The organism is Streptomyces longisporus, assembly GCF_039532765.1.
Classification (GTDB): Bacteria; Actinomycetota; Actinomycetes; order Streptomycetales; family Streptomycetaceae; genus Streptomyces; species Streptomyces longisporus.
The window spans coordinates 570,646-584,615 of record NZ_BAAASG010000011.1 but is presented as its reverse complement, the minus strand read 5'-3'; the positions used below and the strand labels follow the sequence as shown (position 1 = coordinate 584,615).

The following is a 13,970-nucleotide window of genomic DNA, read 5'->3' as shown; positions in this document are numbered from 1 at the left end:
GGTTCACACCGATGGCCCCGGGTGCGACGCTGTGATCATGAGCCGTATCGAAGCGCCTCGCGACGACGCGACCGGCAACCTCGTCGACCGTCTGCTGGCCGGTCTGCCCGCCGAGGCCGTCCTGACCGACCCGGACGTCACGGCCTCCTACGCCAACGACATGGCCAGCTTCTGCCCGGCCGGCACCCCCGCGGTGGTCGTGCTGCCCCGCACGGTCGAAGAGGTCCAGCACGTCATGCGCATCGCCACCGAACTGCGCGTCCCGGTCGTCCCGCAGGGCGCCCGCACGGGCCTGTCGGGCGGCGCCAACGCCTCCGACGGCTGCATCGTGCTCTCCCTGACCAAGATGGACCGCATCCTGGAGATCAGCCCCGTCGACCGCATCGCCGTGGTCGAACCGGGCGTCGTCAACGCGACCCTCTCCCGCGCGGTCGGCGCACACGGCCTGTACTACCCGCCGGACCCGTCCAGCTGGGAGATGTGCACGATCGGCGGCAACATCGGCACGGCCTCGGGCGGTCTGTGCTGTGTGAAGTACGGGGTCACGGCCGAGTACGTGCTCGGCCTTGAGGTGGTGCTGGCCGACGGGCGGCTCATGTCCACCGGCCGCCGTACGGCCAAGGGCGTCGCCGGCTACGACCTGACCCGGCTCTTCGTCGGCTCCGAGGGCTCGCTCGGCATCGTCGTCAAGGCGATCCTGGCCCTCAGGCCGCAGCCGCCGCAGCAGCTGGTGCTGGCCGCCGAGTTCGCGTCCGGTGCCGCCGCCTGCGACGCGGTGTGCCGGATCATGGAGGGCGGCCACGTGCCGTCACTGCTGGAGCTGATGGACCGTACGACGGTCAAGGCGGTCAACGACCTCGCGCACATGGGCCTCCCGGAGACCACCGAGGCCCTGCTCCTCGCGGCCTTCGACACCCCGGACCCCGCCGCCGACCTCGCCGCCGTCGGCGCGCTGTGCGAGGCGGCGGGCGCCACCCAGGTCGTCCCGGCCGACGACTTCGCCGAGTCCGAACTGCTGCTCCAGGCGCGGCGGTTGTCGCTCACCGCGCTCGAAGCCGTCAGCGGTACGACGATGATCGACGACGTGTGCGTGCCCCGGTCCCGGCTCGGCGAGATGCTCGAAGGCACCGAGCGGATCGCCGAGAAGTACCAGCTCACCATCGGGGTCGTCGCGCACGCCGGTGACGGCAACACCCATCCGACGGTCTGCTTCGACGCCGCCGACCCCGACGAGTCCCGGCGCGCCCGTGAGTCCTTCGACGAGATCATGGCGCTCGGCCTGGAACTCGGCGGCACGATCACCGGAGAGCACGGCGTGGGCGTCCTGAAGAAGGAGTGGCTGGCGCGCGAGATCGGCCCGGTGGGGGTGGAGATGCAGCGGGCGGTCAAGCAGGTCTTCGACCCGCTGGGCATCCTGAACCCGGGCAAACTCTTCTGACAGCCGGACTGCGTCACTGGGCGAGCAGCTGGTCGAGCGCGGCGTCGATCCCCAGTTGCTCGCCCTCAGTCCCCGGGGGCACCACCCGCAGCGTCCGCTCCAGCCAGGCCGACACCTGGGCGGCCGGCGCCTCGAGCAGGGCGTCACCGTCGGGTGAACTCAGCGCCATCAGAACGACGCTGCGGCCCTCCGACTTGGTCGGCCACACCCGCACGTCCCCGTGCCCGCAGGCCCGGAACACGCCCTCCACCAGGAGGTCGCGGGAGAACGTCCAGTACACGGGGTTCTCCGAGTTGATGTGGAAGGTGATGTGGACGGCGTACGGGTCGTCGGTGCGATAGCCCAGCCGGGCCGGCACCGGAATGCTCCGCTCCGGCGACAGGATCAGTCTCAGCTCCAGCTCGCGTTCCACCACGGTGTAGTGCATGGCGTGCGGTTCCTCTCTCGGGCAGGTGTACGGGGCCCTGCGGATGGGCCCGTACACGTGGAGACAGGAGCGGGGCGCGAGCATTACGCGGGTTCGGAGAATTTTTTTCCGGACGCGTGAGGACGGTGCACGGCTGTGCCTTCCCGGGGGCCGACCCCCGGACCCCCGGCCGAAAGATTCGTGGCGTCCCCCGGCGCATCGGGTTCCGCTCGTGTGAAGTACATGTACGAGGTTGCCCGGAAAGGGGTGGGACTGGCGGGACGGTCGGTGGGGGTTGCGCCCGTCTGATAGATGTGGAGGCCCCTCTATTCACCCCCGAGCAGATACGGGACGACGGACATGAGCGCCCCAACCCCGGCACCCGGTGACAACAGGCCCCGCGAAGGGTATTACCCGGACCCGTCCATTCCCGGATATGTCCGGTACTGGAATGGTGCGTCCTGGGTTCCGGGCACCAGCCGTCCGGCCCCGACGGACGGCGAGTCGCTCGCCCCGCCGCCCGGCAGCGACCCGGCTCCGGTCGAGGAGACGGGACCGCACTTCTTCGACGAGGACCCCGTGCCGCAGTCGGCCCCGGCCCAGCACGGCGGCCGCCCCGAACCCGCGGCGGCCTGGGGCGCCGACAGCTCCCAGCAGTCGGGCTTCGGCGGCGACCAGGACCGCCGGGTGTCCTGGGGCAACCCGCAGTCCGCGGATCCGCGCCTCGCCGACGGCGCGCCCGCCCAGCCGGACGGCCAGGCGTCCCGCACCGACGGCACGGCGACGATCCCGCCCGCGGACTCGGAAGTGGACGACCCGGCCTCCGGCGGCACCTTCGTCTTCCGCAGGCCGACGGCGCCGACCGGGGAGAAGGAGCCCCCGGCAGCGGCCGGCCACGGCATCCCCGGCCCCGGCGGCCCCGCGGCCGACGAGGGCACCATGACGTTCCGTGCGCTGTCCCAGCGCACGGGCAGGCAGGGCGGGGCGCAGAACGGCAGCACGGGGGCGCCCGGCTTCGGCGCGGGCAAGGCGGCCGCCGACCGCGCCGCAGCGGCGCAGGCGCAGCCCGCCCCCTCTGGCCCCCAGCAGGCCGCCCCGGTGATCCCGCCGCAGGGCGGCGGCGCCCGGCCCGCAGCGGTCGCCCAGCCCCCCGCCGCGCAGCCGCCCGCCCCCGTCGCCACCCCCATGACCAGCGGCCCCGGCGGCGGCCAGCACTCCTGGGCGCAGCAGGTCCACCGACTCGCGGGCGCCGACGAGGACCAGCCCGTGGCCCCCTGGAAGCCGCCGGTCGAGGACATCTTCCAGGCGGCCGCCATGCGCCAGGCGGCGGCCCGCCCCGCAGGCCTCGGCAAGCGGCTGGCCGCCCGGCTGCTGGACACCGTCGTCCTCGCGGGCGTCACGGCGGTGGCTGCCGTACCGCTCGGCGCCAAGGCGGTCGACCACGTCAACCAGAAGATCGACGAGGCCAGGCTCTCCGGCCAGACCGTGACCGTCTGGCTGCTGGACGGCACGACCTCGGTGTACCTGGGCATCGTCCTGGCCGTCCTGCTCGGCTTCGGCGTCCTCTACGAGGTGCTGCCCACCGCCAAGTGGGGCCGCACCCTCGGCAAGAAGCTGCTGGGCCTGGAGGTGCGGGACATCGAGGCGCACGAGCCGCCGACCTTCGGCGGGGCGCTGCGCCGCTGGCTCGTGTACAGCGTGCCCGGGCTGCTCGGCGTCGGGGTGGTGGGCGTCCTGTGGTGCCTGTTCGACCGTCCGTGGCACCAGTGCTGGCACGACAAGGCCGCGGGTACGTTCGTCGCGGGCTGACCGCATACGACGTCTGCACCAGGCGATCCGGTACTCCGGACGGCCGTTCGCCGGATGCGGAGCCGGGAGGTTCGCGGTCCACTCGGGCCATGAGCAGCGAACCGCCCCCCGGATCCGGCGGACCGCCGGAGGACGACCCGTTCAGGAAGTCACCGTACGACGCCTCCGGCGGCGGCGGGCAACCCCCGCCGTACGGCGGTGACCCCTACGGTGGCGGGCAGTACCCCACCGACCCGCTCGCCGGTATGCCCCCGCTCGCCGACAGCGGCAGGCGCACGCTCGCCCGGATCATCGACCTGATCTTCGTGGGCATCGTCGTCTGGCTGCTCACCTGGGCCTTCAACGTCCACGAGTACGACGTGAACGGCAACAACCTCTCCTACACCAAGTCCTTCGCGCAGTCGCTGATCGCCGCCGTGCTCTACATCGGCTACGACACGTATCTGATCAGCAGGACGGGACAGACGCTCGGCAAGAAGTGGCTGAGCATGCGCGTCGCCAACCTCGACAACGGCTCCACACCGTCGGTGCAGACCTGCCTGACCCGCTCGGCGGTCCTGTGGATCCCCTTCGCGTTCTGCTGCGCCTGCATCTGGACCGCCATCTCAGGCGGCTGGAGCTACTTCGACCGCCCCTACAAACAGGGCCTGCACGACAAGGCCGCGAAGACGGTCGTGGTCAGCACCAGTTGAGCAGGCCGGCCCTGTTGAAGCGGCCTGCGGTGCGGGAGCGCCCTCTAGGGGCGCGGGGCTGTATCGATATGCGGCTCCGCCGCGGGGCGCGACAAGCCACGATGGCGCCGCAGACGACCGACGACCGCGCCTCGCTCAGGAAGCGGCGCGCTGACGCACCGGCTCGGAAGCCGCCGCCGCGACCGGCACGGGCGCCTCCTCCACAACCGCCGGAGGCTGCTGCACCGCAACGACCCTCGGCTTCGGCAGCGGAACCGTCATGGCGACCAGCAGCCCGAGGGCGAGGGCCGCGAAGGCGATGACCGCGATCCCCACACCCGAACTCGTCTGCGACAGCAGCAGCATGGCGAGCGTCGAGAAGATCACGGTGCACGAACCGTAGACGAGCTGGGCGGGCGTCGGACGAGGCATGGCAATCGTGTCCTCGGAAGTGGGGGTCCACGGGGGAGTCGGCCTGGGTTTCTGCCGATTTCCGGGCAGTCCGCCAACCGACTCTAATCGCGTGCATGCCCGAGTGGAACGAACGGTAAGCGTGACCTAACCGACAGGGCCGGTGCACAGGGGGCGCACGGAGTCATGGCGTCCATCAAGTGGACGTTCGAACGCGCCGGTCAGGGTGTCCGTAAAGCGGACCCCAACTCCGCATAGTGCAATTGTTGTGTCCAAGTCAAGGTCTGTCTTTTCTTACCGACCTCTAGTCAAATTGCGTCACTTGACTTGCCACCTTGACCAAGAGGAACTCAAGTGACCCCAAAACCCTGGACGTTCAGAGCAACCGCGGTCGGTGTCGCGCTCGCGGCGGCCACCGCCACGTTCTCGACGTTCGCCGTGGCCCAGGCCGCCGACCCGGCCGCCGCGACGGCCACCCGTGACCGCCATGACCCGGCGGCGGTCAGGAGCATGGAGCAGGACGACCTCGACGGCCCGCTCTCCAAGACCCGGGACGCCCAGCGCCAGGAGGCCCTGAACCAGGTCATATCCGGCCGGGCCCAGGTCAAGGACCGGGGCGGTTCCCAGGTCGTCCAGCTGAAGAGCAAGAAGGGCGACAGCAAGTACGTGGAGCTGGGCCGGGAGAAGACCGACAAGATCTTCACGATCCTGGTCGAGTTCGGCGACAAGATCGACAGCACCTACGGCGGCACGGCGGGCCCCGCGCACAACCAGATAGCCCGGCCCGACCGGGCGAAGGACAACTCGACCGCCTGGCAGGCGGACTACAACCGGCAGCACTTCCAGGACCTCTACTTCGGCACCGGCACCGACTCCATGAAGTCCTTCTACGAGAAGCAGTCCTCGGGCCGCTACTCGGTGGACGGCGAGGTCGCCGACTGGGTCAAGATCCCCTACAACGAGGCCCGTTACGGCAACAACGCCTGCGGTTCCACCAACTGCCCCAGCGTATGGAACGTCGTCAGCGACGGCGTCACGGCGTGGGTCGCCCAGCAGAAGGCGGCCGGCAAGTCCGACGCCGACATCAAGTCGGACCTGGCGAAGTTCGACCAGTGGGACCGCTACGACTACGACGGCGACGGCAACTTCAACGAGCCCGACGGCTACATCGACCACTTCCAGATCGTGCACGCCGGCGAGGACGAGTCCGCGGGCGGCGGCGCCCAGGGCAAGGACGCCATCTGGGCGCACCGCTGGTACGCGTTCGGCAGCGACACGGGCAGCACCGGCCCCACGGGCAACAAGCTGGGCGGCGCGCAGATCGGCGACACCGGTATCTGGGTCGGCGACTACACCATCCAGCCGGAGAACGGCGGACTCGGTGTCTTCGCCCACGAGTACGGCCACGACCTGGGCCTGCCCGACCACTACGACACCACCAACGCCGGGGAGAACTCGACCGGTTTCTGGACGCTGATGTCCAACGGGTCCTGGCTCGGCCGCGGCGAGGACACCATCGGTGACCTGCCGGGCAACTTCAACGCCTGGGACAAGCTGCAGCTGGGCTGGCTGAACTACGACACGGCGAAGGCCGCGACGAAGTCGAAGCACAAGCTGGGTGTCGCCGAGTACAACACCAAGAACAAGCAGGCGCTGGTGGTCTCGCTGCCCGACAAGGCGGTCACCACGGACGTGGTCACCCCGGCTCAGGGCGCGTCCCAGTGGTGGAGCGGCAGCGGCAACGACCTCAAGAACACGCTGACCCGGTCGGTCGACCTCACCGGCAGGTCCAAGGCCATCCTCACCCTGGACGGCTACTACGACATCGAGGCGAACTACGACTACCTCTACACCGAGGTGTCGACCGACGACGGCGCCAACTGGACACCGCTCGACGGCACGGTGGACGGCCAGGCCGTCCCGCGCGACGGCAGCGGCAAGCCGGCGCTGACGGGCACGGTCGACGGCTACAAGAAGCTGTCGTACTCGCTGGACGCCTACGCGGGCAAGAAGATCGGACTGCGCTTCCGCTACCAGACCGACGGCGGTGTGGCGCAGAAGGGCTTCGCGGCCGACGAGATCACGGTGACGGCGGACGGCACGGCGCTGTTCAGCGACAACGCCGAGAGCGCGGACCCGGGTTGGACCGCCACCGGCTTCTCCCGCATCGGCGCGTCCTTCACCAAGGACTACAAGCAGTACTACATCGCGGAGAACCGCCAGTACGTGTCGTACGACAGGACCCTGAAGGTCGGCCCGTACAACTTCGGCTTCTCGGCGAGCCGTCCGGACTGGGTGGAGCACTACCCGTACCAGAACGGCCTGTTGATCTGGAAGTGGGACACCTCGCAGCAGGACAACAACACCAGCCAGCACCCCGGTGTCGGCCTGGTCCTGCCCGTCGACTCGCATCCGACGGCGCTGAAGTGGTCCGACGGCACGCTGATGCGCAGCCGTATCCAGTCCTACGACTCGCCGTTCAGCCTGTACCGCACGGACGGCATCACGCTGCACAACGCGGACGTCGCAACGAAGCTCCCGTCGTCGAAGGGTGTGCCGGTCTTCGACGATCACGCGAGCACGTACTACGACGACGCGACCCCCTTGGCCGGTGTCAAGATCACTGACACCAACACCAAGATCAGGATCGTCAAGGAGGCCAAGGACGGCTCGACGATCAAGGTCGAGGTCGGCCCCGCGGTGAAGTAGTCGGCATTTCCGCAGGTCAGAAGCGTATCGGCGGTGACCCCCTGGCGGGTCGCCGCCGATCGTGTTTAGGTGCGTCCTGTGCTTCCCTTATTGACACCGGTAACGACATCGACTCGCACGGGGGTGTGACTGCATGGCCGCAGGAGGTTTCTGCAAGCTGCCGACAGGCAGCGTGGTGGTGGCGCTGAACCTGCCCAGCCCCACCACCGACGGCACGGGCTGCATACGCTTCCTCGTGCACGCCCAGAACCGGGCGCGCGCCCTGACCAGGCTGCGCAACCTGGGCATGCGGGCGGTCTACCTGCGCGGCAACGCCGCGCCGCCGACGCCCGACGAGATCACCGCGGTCCTGCACCACCCCGACGGCCTCATATGGCGCACGGCACCTGACAACGGTGTCCTGGTCGGCCCGCAGGAGCTGTGGCACCCCGTCAGGGCATTGCTGAGGCAGCGCCCCGAAGGGGCGCGGGGAACGGCGCGACCAGCCACGGCAAGCCCGTAGACGCCCGACAACCCATCGAGGCACCCCGGACCGCGCAGGTTCAGGCAACCACAGGTTTCCCGGACAACTCCACGCCCGCCGAGCGCAGCTCATCGAGCGCCCGCTCGGTGGTCGCCTCGGCGACCCCGGCGGTCAGGTCGAGGAGCACCTGCGTACGGAAACCCTCCCGTACTGCGTCCAAAGCGGTAGCACGCACGCAGTGGTCGGTGGCGATTCCGACGACGTCGACCTCGTCGACCTCCCGGGCGCGCAGCCAGTCGCCAAGCTTCACGCCGTGCTCGTCGGCGCCCTCGAACCCGCTGTACGCCGCCGCGTACGCCCCCTTGTCGAAGACGGCGTCGATCGCCCCGGAGGCGACGGCGGGCGCGAAGTTCGGGTGGAAGCCGACCCCCTCGGTGCCCGCGACGCAGTGCGCGGGCCAGGAGTGCTGGAAGTCGGGGTTGTCGGCGAAGTGGCCGCCGGGTGCGATGTGGTGGTCACGGGTGGCCACCACGTGCCGGTAGCCGGAGCCGCCCGCCTGCCCGATCAGCTCGGTGATGGCGGCGGCCACATCGGCACCCCCGGCCACGGCGAGGCTGCCCCCCTCGCAGAAGTCGTTCTGCACGTCAACGACGATCAAGGCGCGGCGCATGGTGGGTGTCCTTCTCGACGATGGGGTCGGGGGAGGGGTGCGGGCCCGGCCATTGAACTTCCGAGCGTATTGAGTTCCCGTCCGGTAGGGGAGGGGTTGTTACGGGGCGTATCCGGCGGCACCTGCTTTAGCTACCCGAGCGCCCGTGTACGTACTCCGTCGGAATGACCGGTTCCCCGCGCGAGAGCTGGGTCGCGGACAGCGGCAGACCGGCGCGCGCGGCCGTGTGCCGGTCGCGTACGACGTCCAGTGGCTCGCGCGCCACCACGTCACCGCCCTTGACCAGCTCGACCAGCAGCTGCCGGTCCGCCAGCTCGGCCGGGACGATGCCGGTGCCGACGACCTCGGCCTCCGCGACGCCGTCCGCGTCCAGCCTTCGTGCGGCCCACTTGCGGCCGCCGATGGACGTCTTGCCGCCGCTGGACTTCTTCGCCACCGGCACCAGCGGCGCCTTCGGGTCGTCGGACTCGGCGCGGGCCACCAGCTTGTAGACCATCGAGGCCGTCGGGTGCCCGGACCCGGTCACCAGCTGCGTACCGACGCCGTACGCGTCCACGGGCGCCGCGGCCAGCGAGGCGATGGCGTACTCGTCGAGGTCCGAGGTCACGATGATCTTCGTGGCCGTCGCGCCCAGCTCGTCCAGCTGCTGCCGTACCCGGTGTGCGACCAGCAGCAGGTCGCCGGAGTCGATGCGCACGGCGCCCAGCTCGGGCCCGGCGATCTCGACGGCCGTCCGGACGGCTTCGGCGACGTCGTAGGTGTCCACCAACAGGGTGGTGTTCCGGCCCAGCGAGTTCACCTGGGCCTGGAAGGCGTCCCGCTCGCGGTCGTGCAGGAGGGTGAAGGCGTGCGCGGAGGTGCCGACGGTCGGGATGTTGTACCGGAAGCCGGCCGCGAGGTCCGAGGTGGAGGCGAAGCCGCCCACGTACGCGGCGCGGGAGGCGGCGACGGCGGCGAGTTCGTGGGTACGCCGGGCGCCCATCTCGATCAGCGGGCGGTGCCCGGCGGCCGAGGACATCCGGGAGGCGGCCGCGGCGATCGCGGAGTCGTGGTTGAGGATGGAGAGGATCACCGTCTCCAGCAGCACGCACTCCGCGAACGACCCCTCGACCCGCATGATCGGCGAGCCCGGGAAGTACACCTCGCCCTCCGGATAGCCCCACACGTCACCTGAGAAGCGGTAGGAGGCGAGCCACTCGAGGGTCGCCTCGTCGACGATGTTGCGCTCGCGCAGGAAGCCCAGGACACCCGTGTCGAAACGGAAGTTCTCCACGGCGTCCAGGACCCGCCCGGTGCCGGCCACCACGCCGTAGCGCCGCCCCTCCGGCAGCCGCCGGGTGAAGACCTCGAAGACGCTTCGCCGTTCGGCCGTACCGGCCTTCAGCGCGGCCTGCAGCATCGTGAGCTCGTACTGGTCCGTGAAGAGCGCCGTCGAGGGAACGTCCACCGGCAGCCCAAGGTCCGCTACGTCCACCACAGCTCTCCTAGCTATGACTCTTCGGGTGCCCCCAGGTCGGCCGGGGGTTCGGGGGTTGTCCCCCGATGTGTGCAGCATGACGACAGATGCTACACCCCTTTGCGTCAGTGTGACGATTTGTGGGGCCCGTGGCAGCATGGGCTGTGTGACGTCACCCGCTCCCCTTGAGATCGAACGGACCGAATCTGCGGAAGAGGTCTTCGCCGTACCCGAGCCGGACGTCCCCTGGGTCACGATCGTCCACAACGACCCGGTCAACCTCATGAGCTATGTGACGTACGTCTTCCAGACGTACTTCGGCTACACCAAGGACAAGGCCACCAAGCTCATGCTCGATGTCCACCACAAGGGCCGGGCGGTCGTCTCCAGCGGCACTCGCGAGGAGATGGAACGCGACGTGCAGGCGATGCACGGCTACGGACTGTGGGCCACCCTCCAGCAGGACCGGAAGTAGCGACTCAACCTGATGCCAGGAACCTTCGAACCGCTCCCCGGCGGCGGCGCGGCCGTCGCGCTCGACGACGTCGAGATCTCCATCATCCGGTCGCTGGCCGTCCAGCTCCTTGAGCTCGTCGGACCCGGCCCCGGCGAGGACGCCCCCGACGACCCGCTGGCCGAGCTCTTCGCCGAGGGCCCCAGCGAGCCCCCGAAGGACCCCGTGCTCCGGCGGCTCTTCCCGGACGCCTACAGCGACCCGGAGGGCACCCCCGGGCCCAAGGAGGCCGAGGAGCAGCGGGCGTACTCGGCGGAGTTCCGCCGCTATACGGAGAACGACCTGCGCGCCGGCAAGCGCGAGAGCGCTCTCGCCGTGATCCGCTCCCTGGACGCGCTCACGCCGGCGGGCGACGGCGGGGCGATCCTCAAGCTGTCCGCCGAGGAGTCCCGGCAGTGGCTCGGCGCCCTCAACGACCTGCGCCTGGCGATCGGCTCCCGCCTCGAGATCACCGACGAGGACGACACCGACCTGCTCTACCGCCTCCCGGACGAGGACCCGCGCAAGCCGATGGTGATGGCGTACCTGTGGCTCGGCGGCCTCCAGGAGACGCTCGTCTCGACCCTTATGCCCTGATCCGAGGCGTGGGGCGTTCGCTCAGAGGACGCTCAAATCCGGATAACGATGAGGTCACCAGGGCCGCCTTCTATGCGCCCGTGGGGTGGCCTTTGTCCGGTTCTCCCTGTGGTGTGCGCCACATTTCGCTCGGCCGATCAAGATTGCGGCCGTGATAAATCTTCACGACCGCCCGGCGAACACCACCCATGTTCGGCCGGGTGCGCCACCGAGCCGGCGGATCGCCGGCCAGGCACGGGCGGGTCCGCAAAACCCGCCCAGCTCCATCCATCCGGGGGGATCGAGAGCCGATCCGGGGCCGACGAGAGGCCCGGGGTCGGAATGGAGAAAGGCGCACCACCACATGACCTCCGCTCAGGTCGGTACGGACAACGCCCCCGAGGGGGCCGAAGAGGGGTACGAGCGCGGGCTCGGCAGCCGTCAGGTCCAGATGATCGCGATCGGCGGCGCCATCGGCGTCGGCCTCTTCCTGGGTGCCGGGGCGAACATCGCCAAGGCCGGCCCCAGCCTCATCCTCATGTACGCCCTCGCGGGCGTGATCATCTTCTTCATCATGCGGGCGCTCGGCGAGCTGCTCCTCTACCGCCCGGTCTCGGGCTCCTTCGCGGAGTACTCCCGCGAGTTCCTCGGCCCGTTCTTCGGCTACTTCACCGCCTGGACCTACTGGCTGATGTGGGTCGTGACCGGCATGGCCGAGCTGACGGCCGCCGCGATCTACGTCCACTACTGGTTCCCGCACATCCCGCAATGGACGACCGCCCTGGTCTTCCTGGTGGTCCTCTTCGGGGTCAACCTGATCTCCGTGAAGCTCTTCGGCGAGCTGGAGTTCTGGTTCTCGATGGTCAAGGTGACCGCGCTGATCGGCATGATCGTGATCGGCCTCGGCGTCCTCACCTTCGGCTTCAGCGCCGCCGGTGACACCGCCTCGGTCGCCAACCTGTGGCAGTTCGACGGCTTCTTCCCCAAGGGCGTCGGCTCGTCCCTGATGACCCTGCAGGGCGTCATGTTCGCCTACCTCGCCGTCGAGCTGGTCGGCGTCACGGCCGGCGAGTCCGAGAACCCGGAGAAGACCCTCCCCAAGGCGATCAACACCCTGCCCTGGCGCATCGCGCTGTTCTACGTCGGCGCGCTCACCGTCATCCTCTGTGTCGTCAAGTGGACGGAGTTCGCGCCCGGCGTCAGCCCCTTCGTGAAGGCGTTCGCGCTGATCGGCATCCCGGCCGGCGCCGGCATCGTCAACTTCGTCGTCCTGACCGCGGCCCTGTCCTCCTGCAACTCGGGCATGTACTCCACGGGCCGCATGCTGCGCACGCTGGCGGACAACGGCGAGGCCCCGCGCGCCTTCGCCAGGCTGTCGGCCTCCAAGACGCCGGCCCTCGGCATCACGGTCTCCGTCGCCTTCATGGGCATCGGCGTGGTCCTCAACTACATCGTCCCGGAGAAGGCGTTCGGCTACGTCACCTCGGTGGCCACCGCGGCCGGCATCTGGACCTGGCTGATGATCCTGATCAGCCATGTCCTCTACCGCCGCGCGGTCGTCGCGGGCCGGCTGCCCGCCTCGTCCTTCCCGGCGCCGGGCGGCGCGGTGTGTTCGTACATCGCGATCGTGTTCCTGCTCTTCGTCACCGGTCTGATCGCCTACGACGCCGACTCCCGCGTCTGCCTCTATGTGATGGCCGGCTGGGCGGTCGTGCTCGGCATAGGCTGGGCGATCCTCAAGGCGAGCAACCCCGAGGTCACCCGGCGGCGCGAGCCGGAGCTGGAGAAGGTCGGCTGACCCCGCCCCCTGTTCGGCATCCGGGCCGTCCCGTACCACCCCTCGGTACGGGACGGCCCTCTGCTTATCCTGGCGAGCATGCTGACCATCACCCAGGCCCTCGTCGACCAGATCGTCGCGCACGCGCGCAAGGACCACCCCGACGAGGCGTGCGGCGTCGTCGCGGGCCCGGCCGGTTCGGACCGCCCCGAGCGGTTCATCCCGATGCTGAACGCGGCCATGTCGCCCACGTTCTACGAGTTCGACTCCGGCGACCTGCTCAAGCTCTACCGCGAGATGGACGACCGCGACGAGGAGCCGGTGGTCATCTACCACTCCCACACCGCGACCGAGGCCTACCCGTCCCGCACCGACATCTCCTACGCCAACGAGCCCGGCGCGCACTACGTCCTGGTCTCCACCGCGGACACCGACGGCCTCGGCGAGTTCCAGTTCCGCTCGTACCGGATCGTGGAGGGCGAGGTCACGGAGGAGGAGGTCACGGTCGTCGAGGCCTACTGATCTCGCGCTTCGGTCGGAATTCGTCCAGTATGCGAGATCACACTCCGGGACCGGGTCCGGGAATCGATACGATGACCCCATGGTTTTCCACGACGTGAGCGACAAGACGCCGGGCATGCTGCTCGTGGCGCGGCTGCACGTCGACCTGTGCAGGCTGCAGAGCGCCATCTGTACGCGCTGATCCCTGCCGCCGTACGGCCGTGAGCCGCGGCGCCTTGTGCACCACAAGCTCCACTGCGCTGCCGCGCGCCCACCGACTGACTACTCCCGACAGGAGCCCTGAGCCATGGCCATCGAGGTCCGCATCCCCACCATCCTTCGCACCTACACCGCCGGCGAGAAGGCGGTGGAGGGCAACGGGGACACCCTCGCCGAGCTCTTCGCCGACCTCGAGACCCGGCATGCGGGCATCCAGGCCCGCATCGTGGACAACGGCGAGCTGCGCCGCTTCGTCAACGTCTATCTGAACGACGAGGACGTCCGCTTCCTCGAGGGCATCAACACCAAGGTCGCCGACGGCGACAACGTCACGATCCTGCCGGCCGTGGCCGGCGGCATGGCCTGATCCG

The 13,970-nt window shown here is 69.6% G+C and carries 15 protein-coding genes; 11 read left to right on the top strand and 4 right to left on the bottom strand.

The features are described 5' to 3' along the window. Positions 1-31: 31 nt before the first annotated feature. Positions 32-1,438 carry an FAD-binding oxidoreductase gene (locus tag ABD355_RS25140; protein WP_344402876.1) on the top strand — a complete coding sequence of 469 codons (1,407 nt, stop codon included), beginning with the start codon at positions 32-34 and terminating at the stop codon, positions 1,436-1,438. A gap of 13 nt (positions 1,439-1,451) precedes the next feature. Here the strand turns inward: ABD355_RS25140 and ABD355_RS25135 are convergent, their stop codons facing one another. Beyond that, a complete protein-coding gene (locus ABD355_RS25135; protein WP_344402875.1) occupies positions 1,452-1,865 on the bottom strand; it encodes an SsgA family sporulation/cell division regulator in 414 nt (137 codons plus the stop codon). Positions 1,866-2,204: 339 nt separating this feature from the next. Between ABD355_RS25135 and ABD355_RS25130 the strand changes: the two genes are divergently transcribed. Then, positions 2,205-3,653, top strand: coding sequence for an RDD family protein (locus ABD355_RS25130; RefSeq protein WP_344402873.1), 1,449 nt, complete (start codon positions 2,205-2,207; stop codon positions 3,651-3,653). Positions 3,654-3,742: 89 nt separating this feature from the next. Beyond that, positions 3,743-4,345, top strand: coding sequence for an RDD family protein (locus ABD355_RS25125; RefSeq protein WP_344402872.1), 603 nt, complete (start codon positions 3,743-3,745; stop codon positions 4,343-4,345). A 135-nt stretch (positions 4,346-4,480) separates the two neighbouring features. On the opposite strand, the gene ABD355_RS25120 is transcribed toward ABD355_RS25125, so the two are convergent. Continuing rightward, positions 4,481-4,756 carry a hypothetical protein gene (locus ABD355_RS25120; RefSeq protein WP_344402871.1) on the bottom strand — a complete coding sequence of 92 codons (276 nt, stop codon included), beginning with the start codon at positions 4,754-4,756 and terminating at the stop codon, positions 4,481-4,483. Between the two features lie 333 nt (positions 4,757-5,089). Between ABD355_RS25120 and ABD355_RS25115 the strand changes: the two genes are divergently transcribed. Then, a complete protein-coding gene (locus ABD355_RS25115; protein WP_344402870.1) occupies positions 5,090-7,444 on the top strand; it encodes an immune inhibitor A domain-containing protein in 2,355 nt (784 codons plus the stop codon). 133 nt (positions 7,445-7,577) lie between these two features. Further along, on the top strand, positions 7,578-7,946 hold the full coding sequence (locus ABD355_RS25110; protein WP_344402869.1) for a hypothetical protein: 369 nt from the start codon (positions 7,578-7,580) through the stop codon (positions 7,944-7,946). A gap of 40 nt (positions 7,947-7,986) precedes the next feature. On the opposite strand, the gene ABD355_RS25105 is transcribed toward ABD355_RS25110, so the two are convergent. Together ABD355_RS25105 and ABD355_RS25100 are read right to left on the bottom strand one after the other, a co-directional pair. Beyond that, positions 7,987-8,577, bottom strand: a complete 591-nt coding sequence (locus tag ABD355_RS25105) for an isochorismatase family protein (protein WP_344402868.1) — start codon at positions 8,575-8,577, stop codon at positions 7,987-7,989. Positions 8,578-8,704: 127 nt separating this feature from the next. Continuing rightward, positions 8,705-10,051, bottom strand: coding sequence for a nicotinate phosphoribosyltransferase (locus ABD355_RS25100; protein ID WP_344402867.1), 1,347 nt, complete (start codon positions 10,049-10,051; stop codon positions 8,705-8,707). 139 nt (positions 10,052-10,190) lie between these two features. Here ABD355_RS25100 and clpS point away from each other — a divergent pair, with 139 nt between their 5' ends. The 6 genes from clpS to ABD355_RS25070 all read left to right on the top strand — a co-directional run bounded on the left by clpS (position 10,191) and on the right by ABD355_RS25070 (position 13,966). Beyond that, entirely contained in the window at positions 10,191-10,508 is a 318-nt protein-coding gene (clpS, locus tag ABD355_RS25095; protein ID WP_030943626.1) for an ATP-dependent Clp protease adapter ClpS, read from the top strand. A gap of 12 nt (positions 10,509-10,520) precedes the next feature. Continuing rightward, positions 10,521-11,123: a DUF2017 domain-containing protein gene (locus ABD355_RS25090; protein ID WP_344402866.1), complete on the top strand. Its 603-nt coding sequence runs from the start codon at positions 10,521-10,523 to the stop codon at positions 11,121-11,123. Positions 11,124-11,466: 343 nt separating this feature from the next. Next, complete coding sequence (locus tag ABD355_RS25085) at positions 11,467-12,900, top strand: amino acid permease (RefSeq protein ID WP_344402865.1); 1,434 nt, start codon at positions 11,467-11,469, stop codon at positions 12,898-12,900. Between the two features lie 78 nt (positions 12,901-12,978). Continuing rightward, positions 12,979-13,401: a M67 family metallopeptidase gene (locus ABD355_RS25080; protein WP_344402863.1), complete on the top strand. Its 423-nt coding sequence runs from the start codon at positions 12,979-12,981 to the stop codon at positions 13,399-13,401. Between the two features lie 79 nt (positions 13,402-13,480). Then, complete coding sequence (locus ABD355_RS25075) at positions 13,481-13,582, top strand: putative leader peptide (RefSeq protein WP_311736770.1); 102 nt, start codon at positions 13,481-13,483, stop codon at positions 13,580-13,582. 105 nt (positions 13,583-13,687) lie between these two features. Next, a complete protein-coding gene (locus tag ABD355_RS25070) occupies positions 13,688-13,966 on the top strand; it encodes a MoaD/ThiS family protein (RefSeq protein ID WP_115907918.1) in 279 nt (92 codons plus the stop codon). Positions 13,967-13,970: the final 4 nt, after the last annotated feature.

Excerpts from the sequence above, each read along its gene's own strand:
- ABD355_RS25105 (WP_344402868.1), bottom strand. The coding sequence starts at position 8,577 with ATGCGCCGCGCCTTGATCGTCGTTGACGTGCAGAACGACTTCTGCGAG.
- ABD355_RS25075 (WP_311736770.1), top strand. The coding sequence starts at position 13,481 with ATGGTTTTCCACGACGTGAGCGACAAGACGCCGGGCATGCTGCTCGTG.
- ABD355_RS25130 (WP_344402873.1), top strand. The coding sequence starts at position 2,205 with ATGAGCGCCCCAACCCCGGCACCCGGTGACAACAGGCCCCGCGAAGGG.
- ABD355_RS25080 (WP_344402863.1), top strand. The coding sequence starts at position 12,979 with ATGCTGACCATCACCCAGGCCCTCGTCGACCAGATCGTCGCGCACGCG.
- ABD355_RS25135 (WP_344402875.1), bottom strand. The coding sequence starts at position 1,865 with ATGCACTACACCGTGGTGGAACGCGAGCTGGAGCTGAGACTGATCCTG.
- ABD355_RS25110 (WP_344402869.1), top strand. The coding sequence starts at position 7,578 with ATGGCCGCAGGAGGTTTCTGCAAGCTGCCGACAGGCAGCGTGGTGGTG.
- ABD355_RS25120 (WP_344402871.1), bottom strand. The coding sequence starts at position 4,756 with ATGCCTCGTCCGACGCCCGCCCAGCTCGTCTACGGTTCGTGCACCGTG.
- ABD355_RS25070 (WP_115907918.1), top strand. The coding sequence starts at position 13,688 with ATGGCCATCGAGGTCCGCATCCCCACCATCCTTCGCACCTACACCGCC.
- clpS (WP_030943626.1), top strand. The coding sequence starts at position 10,191 with ATGGGCTGTGTGACGTCACCCGCTCCCCTTGAGATCGAACGGACCGAA.
- ABD355_RS25090 (WP_344402866.1), top strand. The coding sequence starts at position 10,521 with ATGCCAGGAACCTTCGAACCGCTCCCCGGCGGCGGCGCGGCCGTCGCG.
- ABD355_RS25085 (WP_344402865.1), top strand. The coding sequence starts at position 11,467 with ATGACCTCCGCTCAGGTCGGTACGGACAACGCCCCCGAGGGGGCCGAA.
- ABD355_RS25125 (WP_344402872.1), top strand. The coding sequence starts at position 3,743 with ATGAGCAGCGAACCGCCCCCCGGATCCGGCGGACCGCCGGAGGACGAC.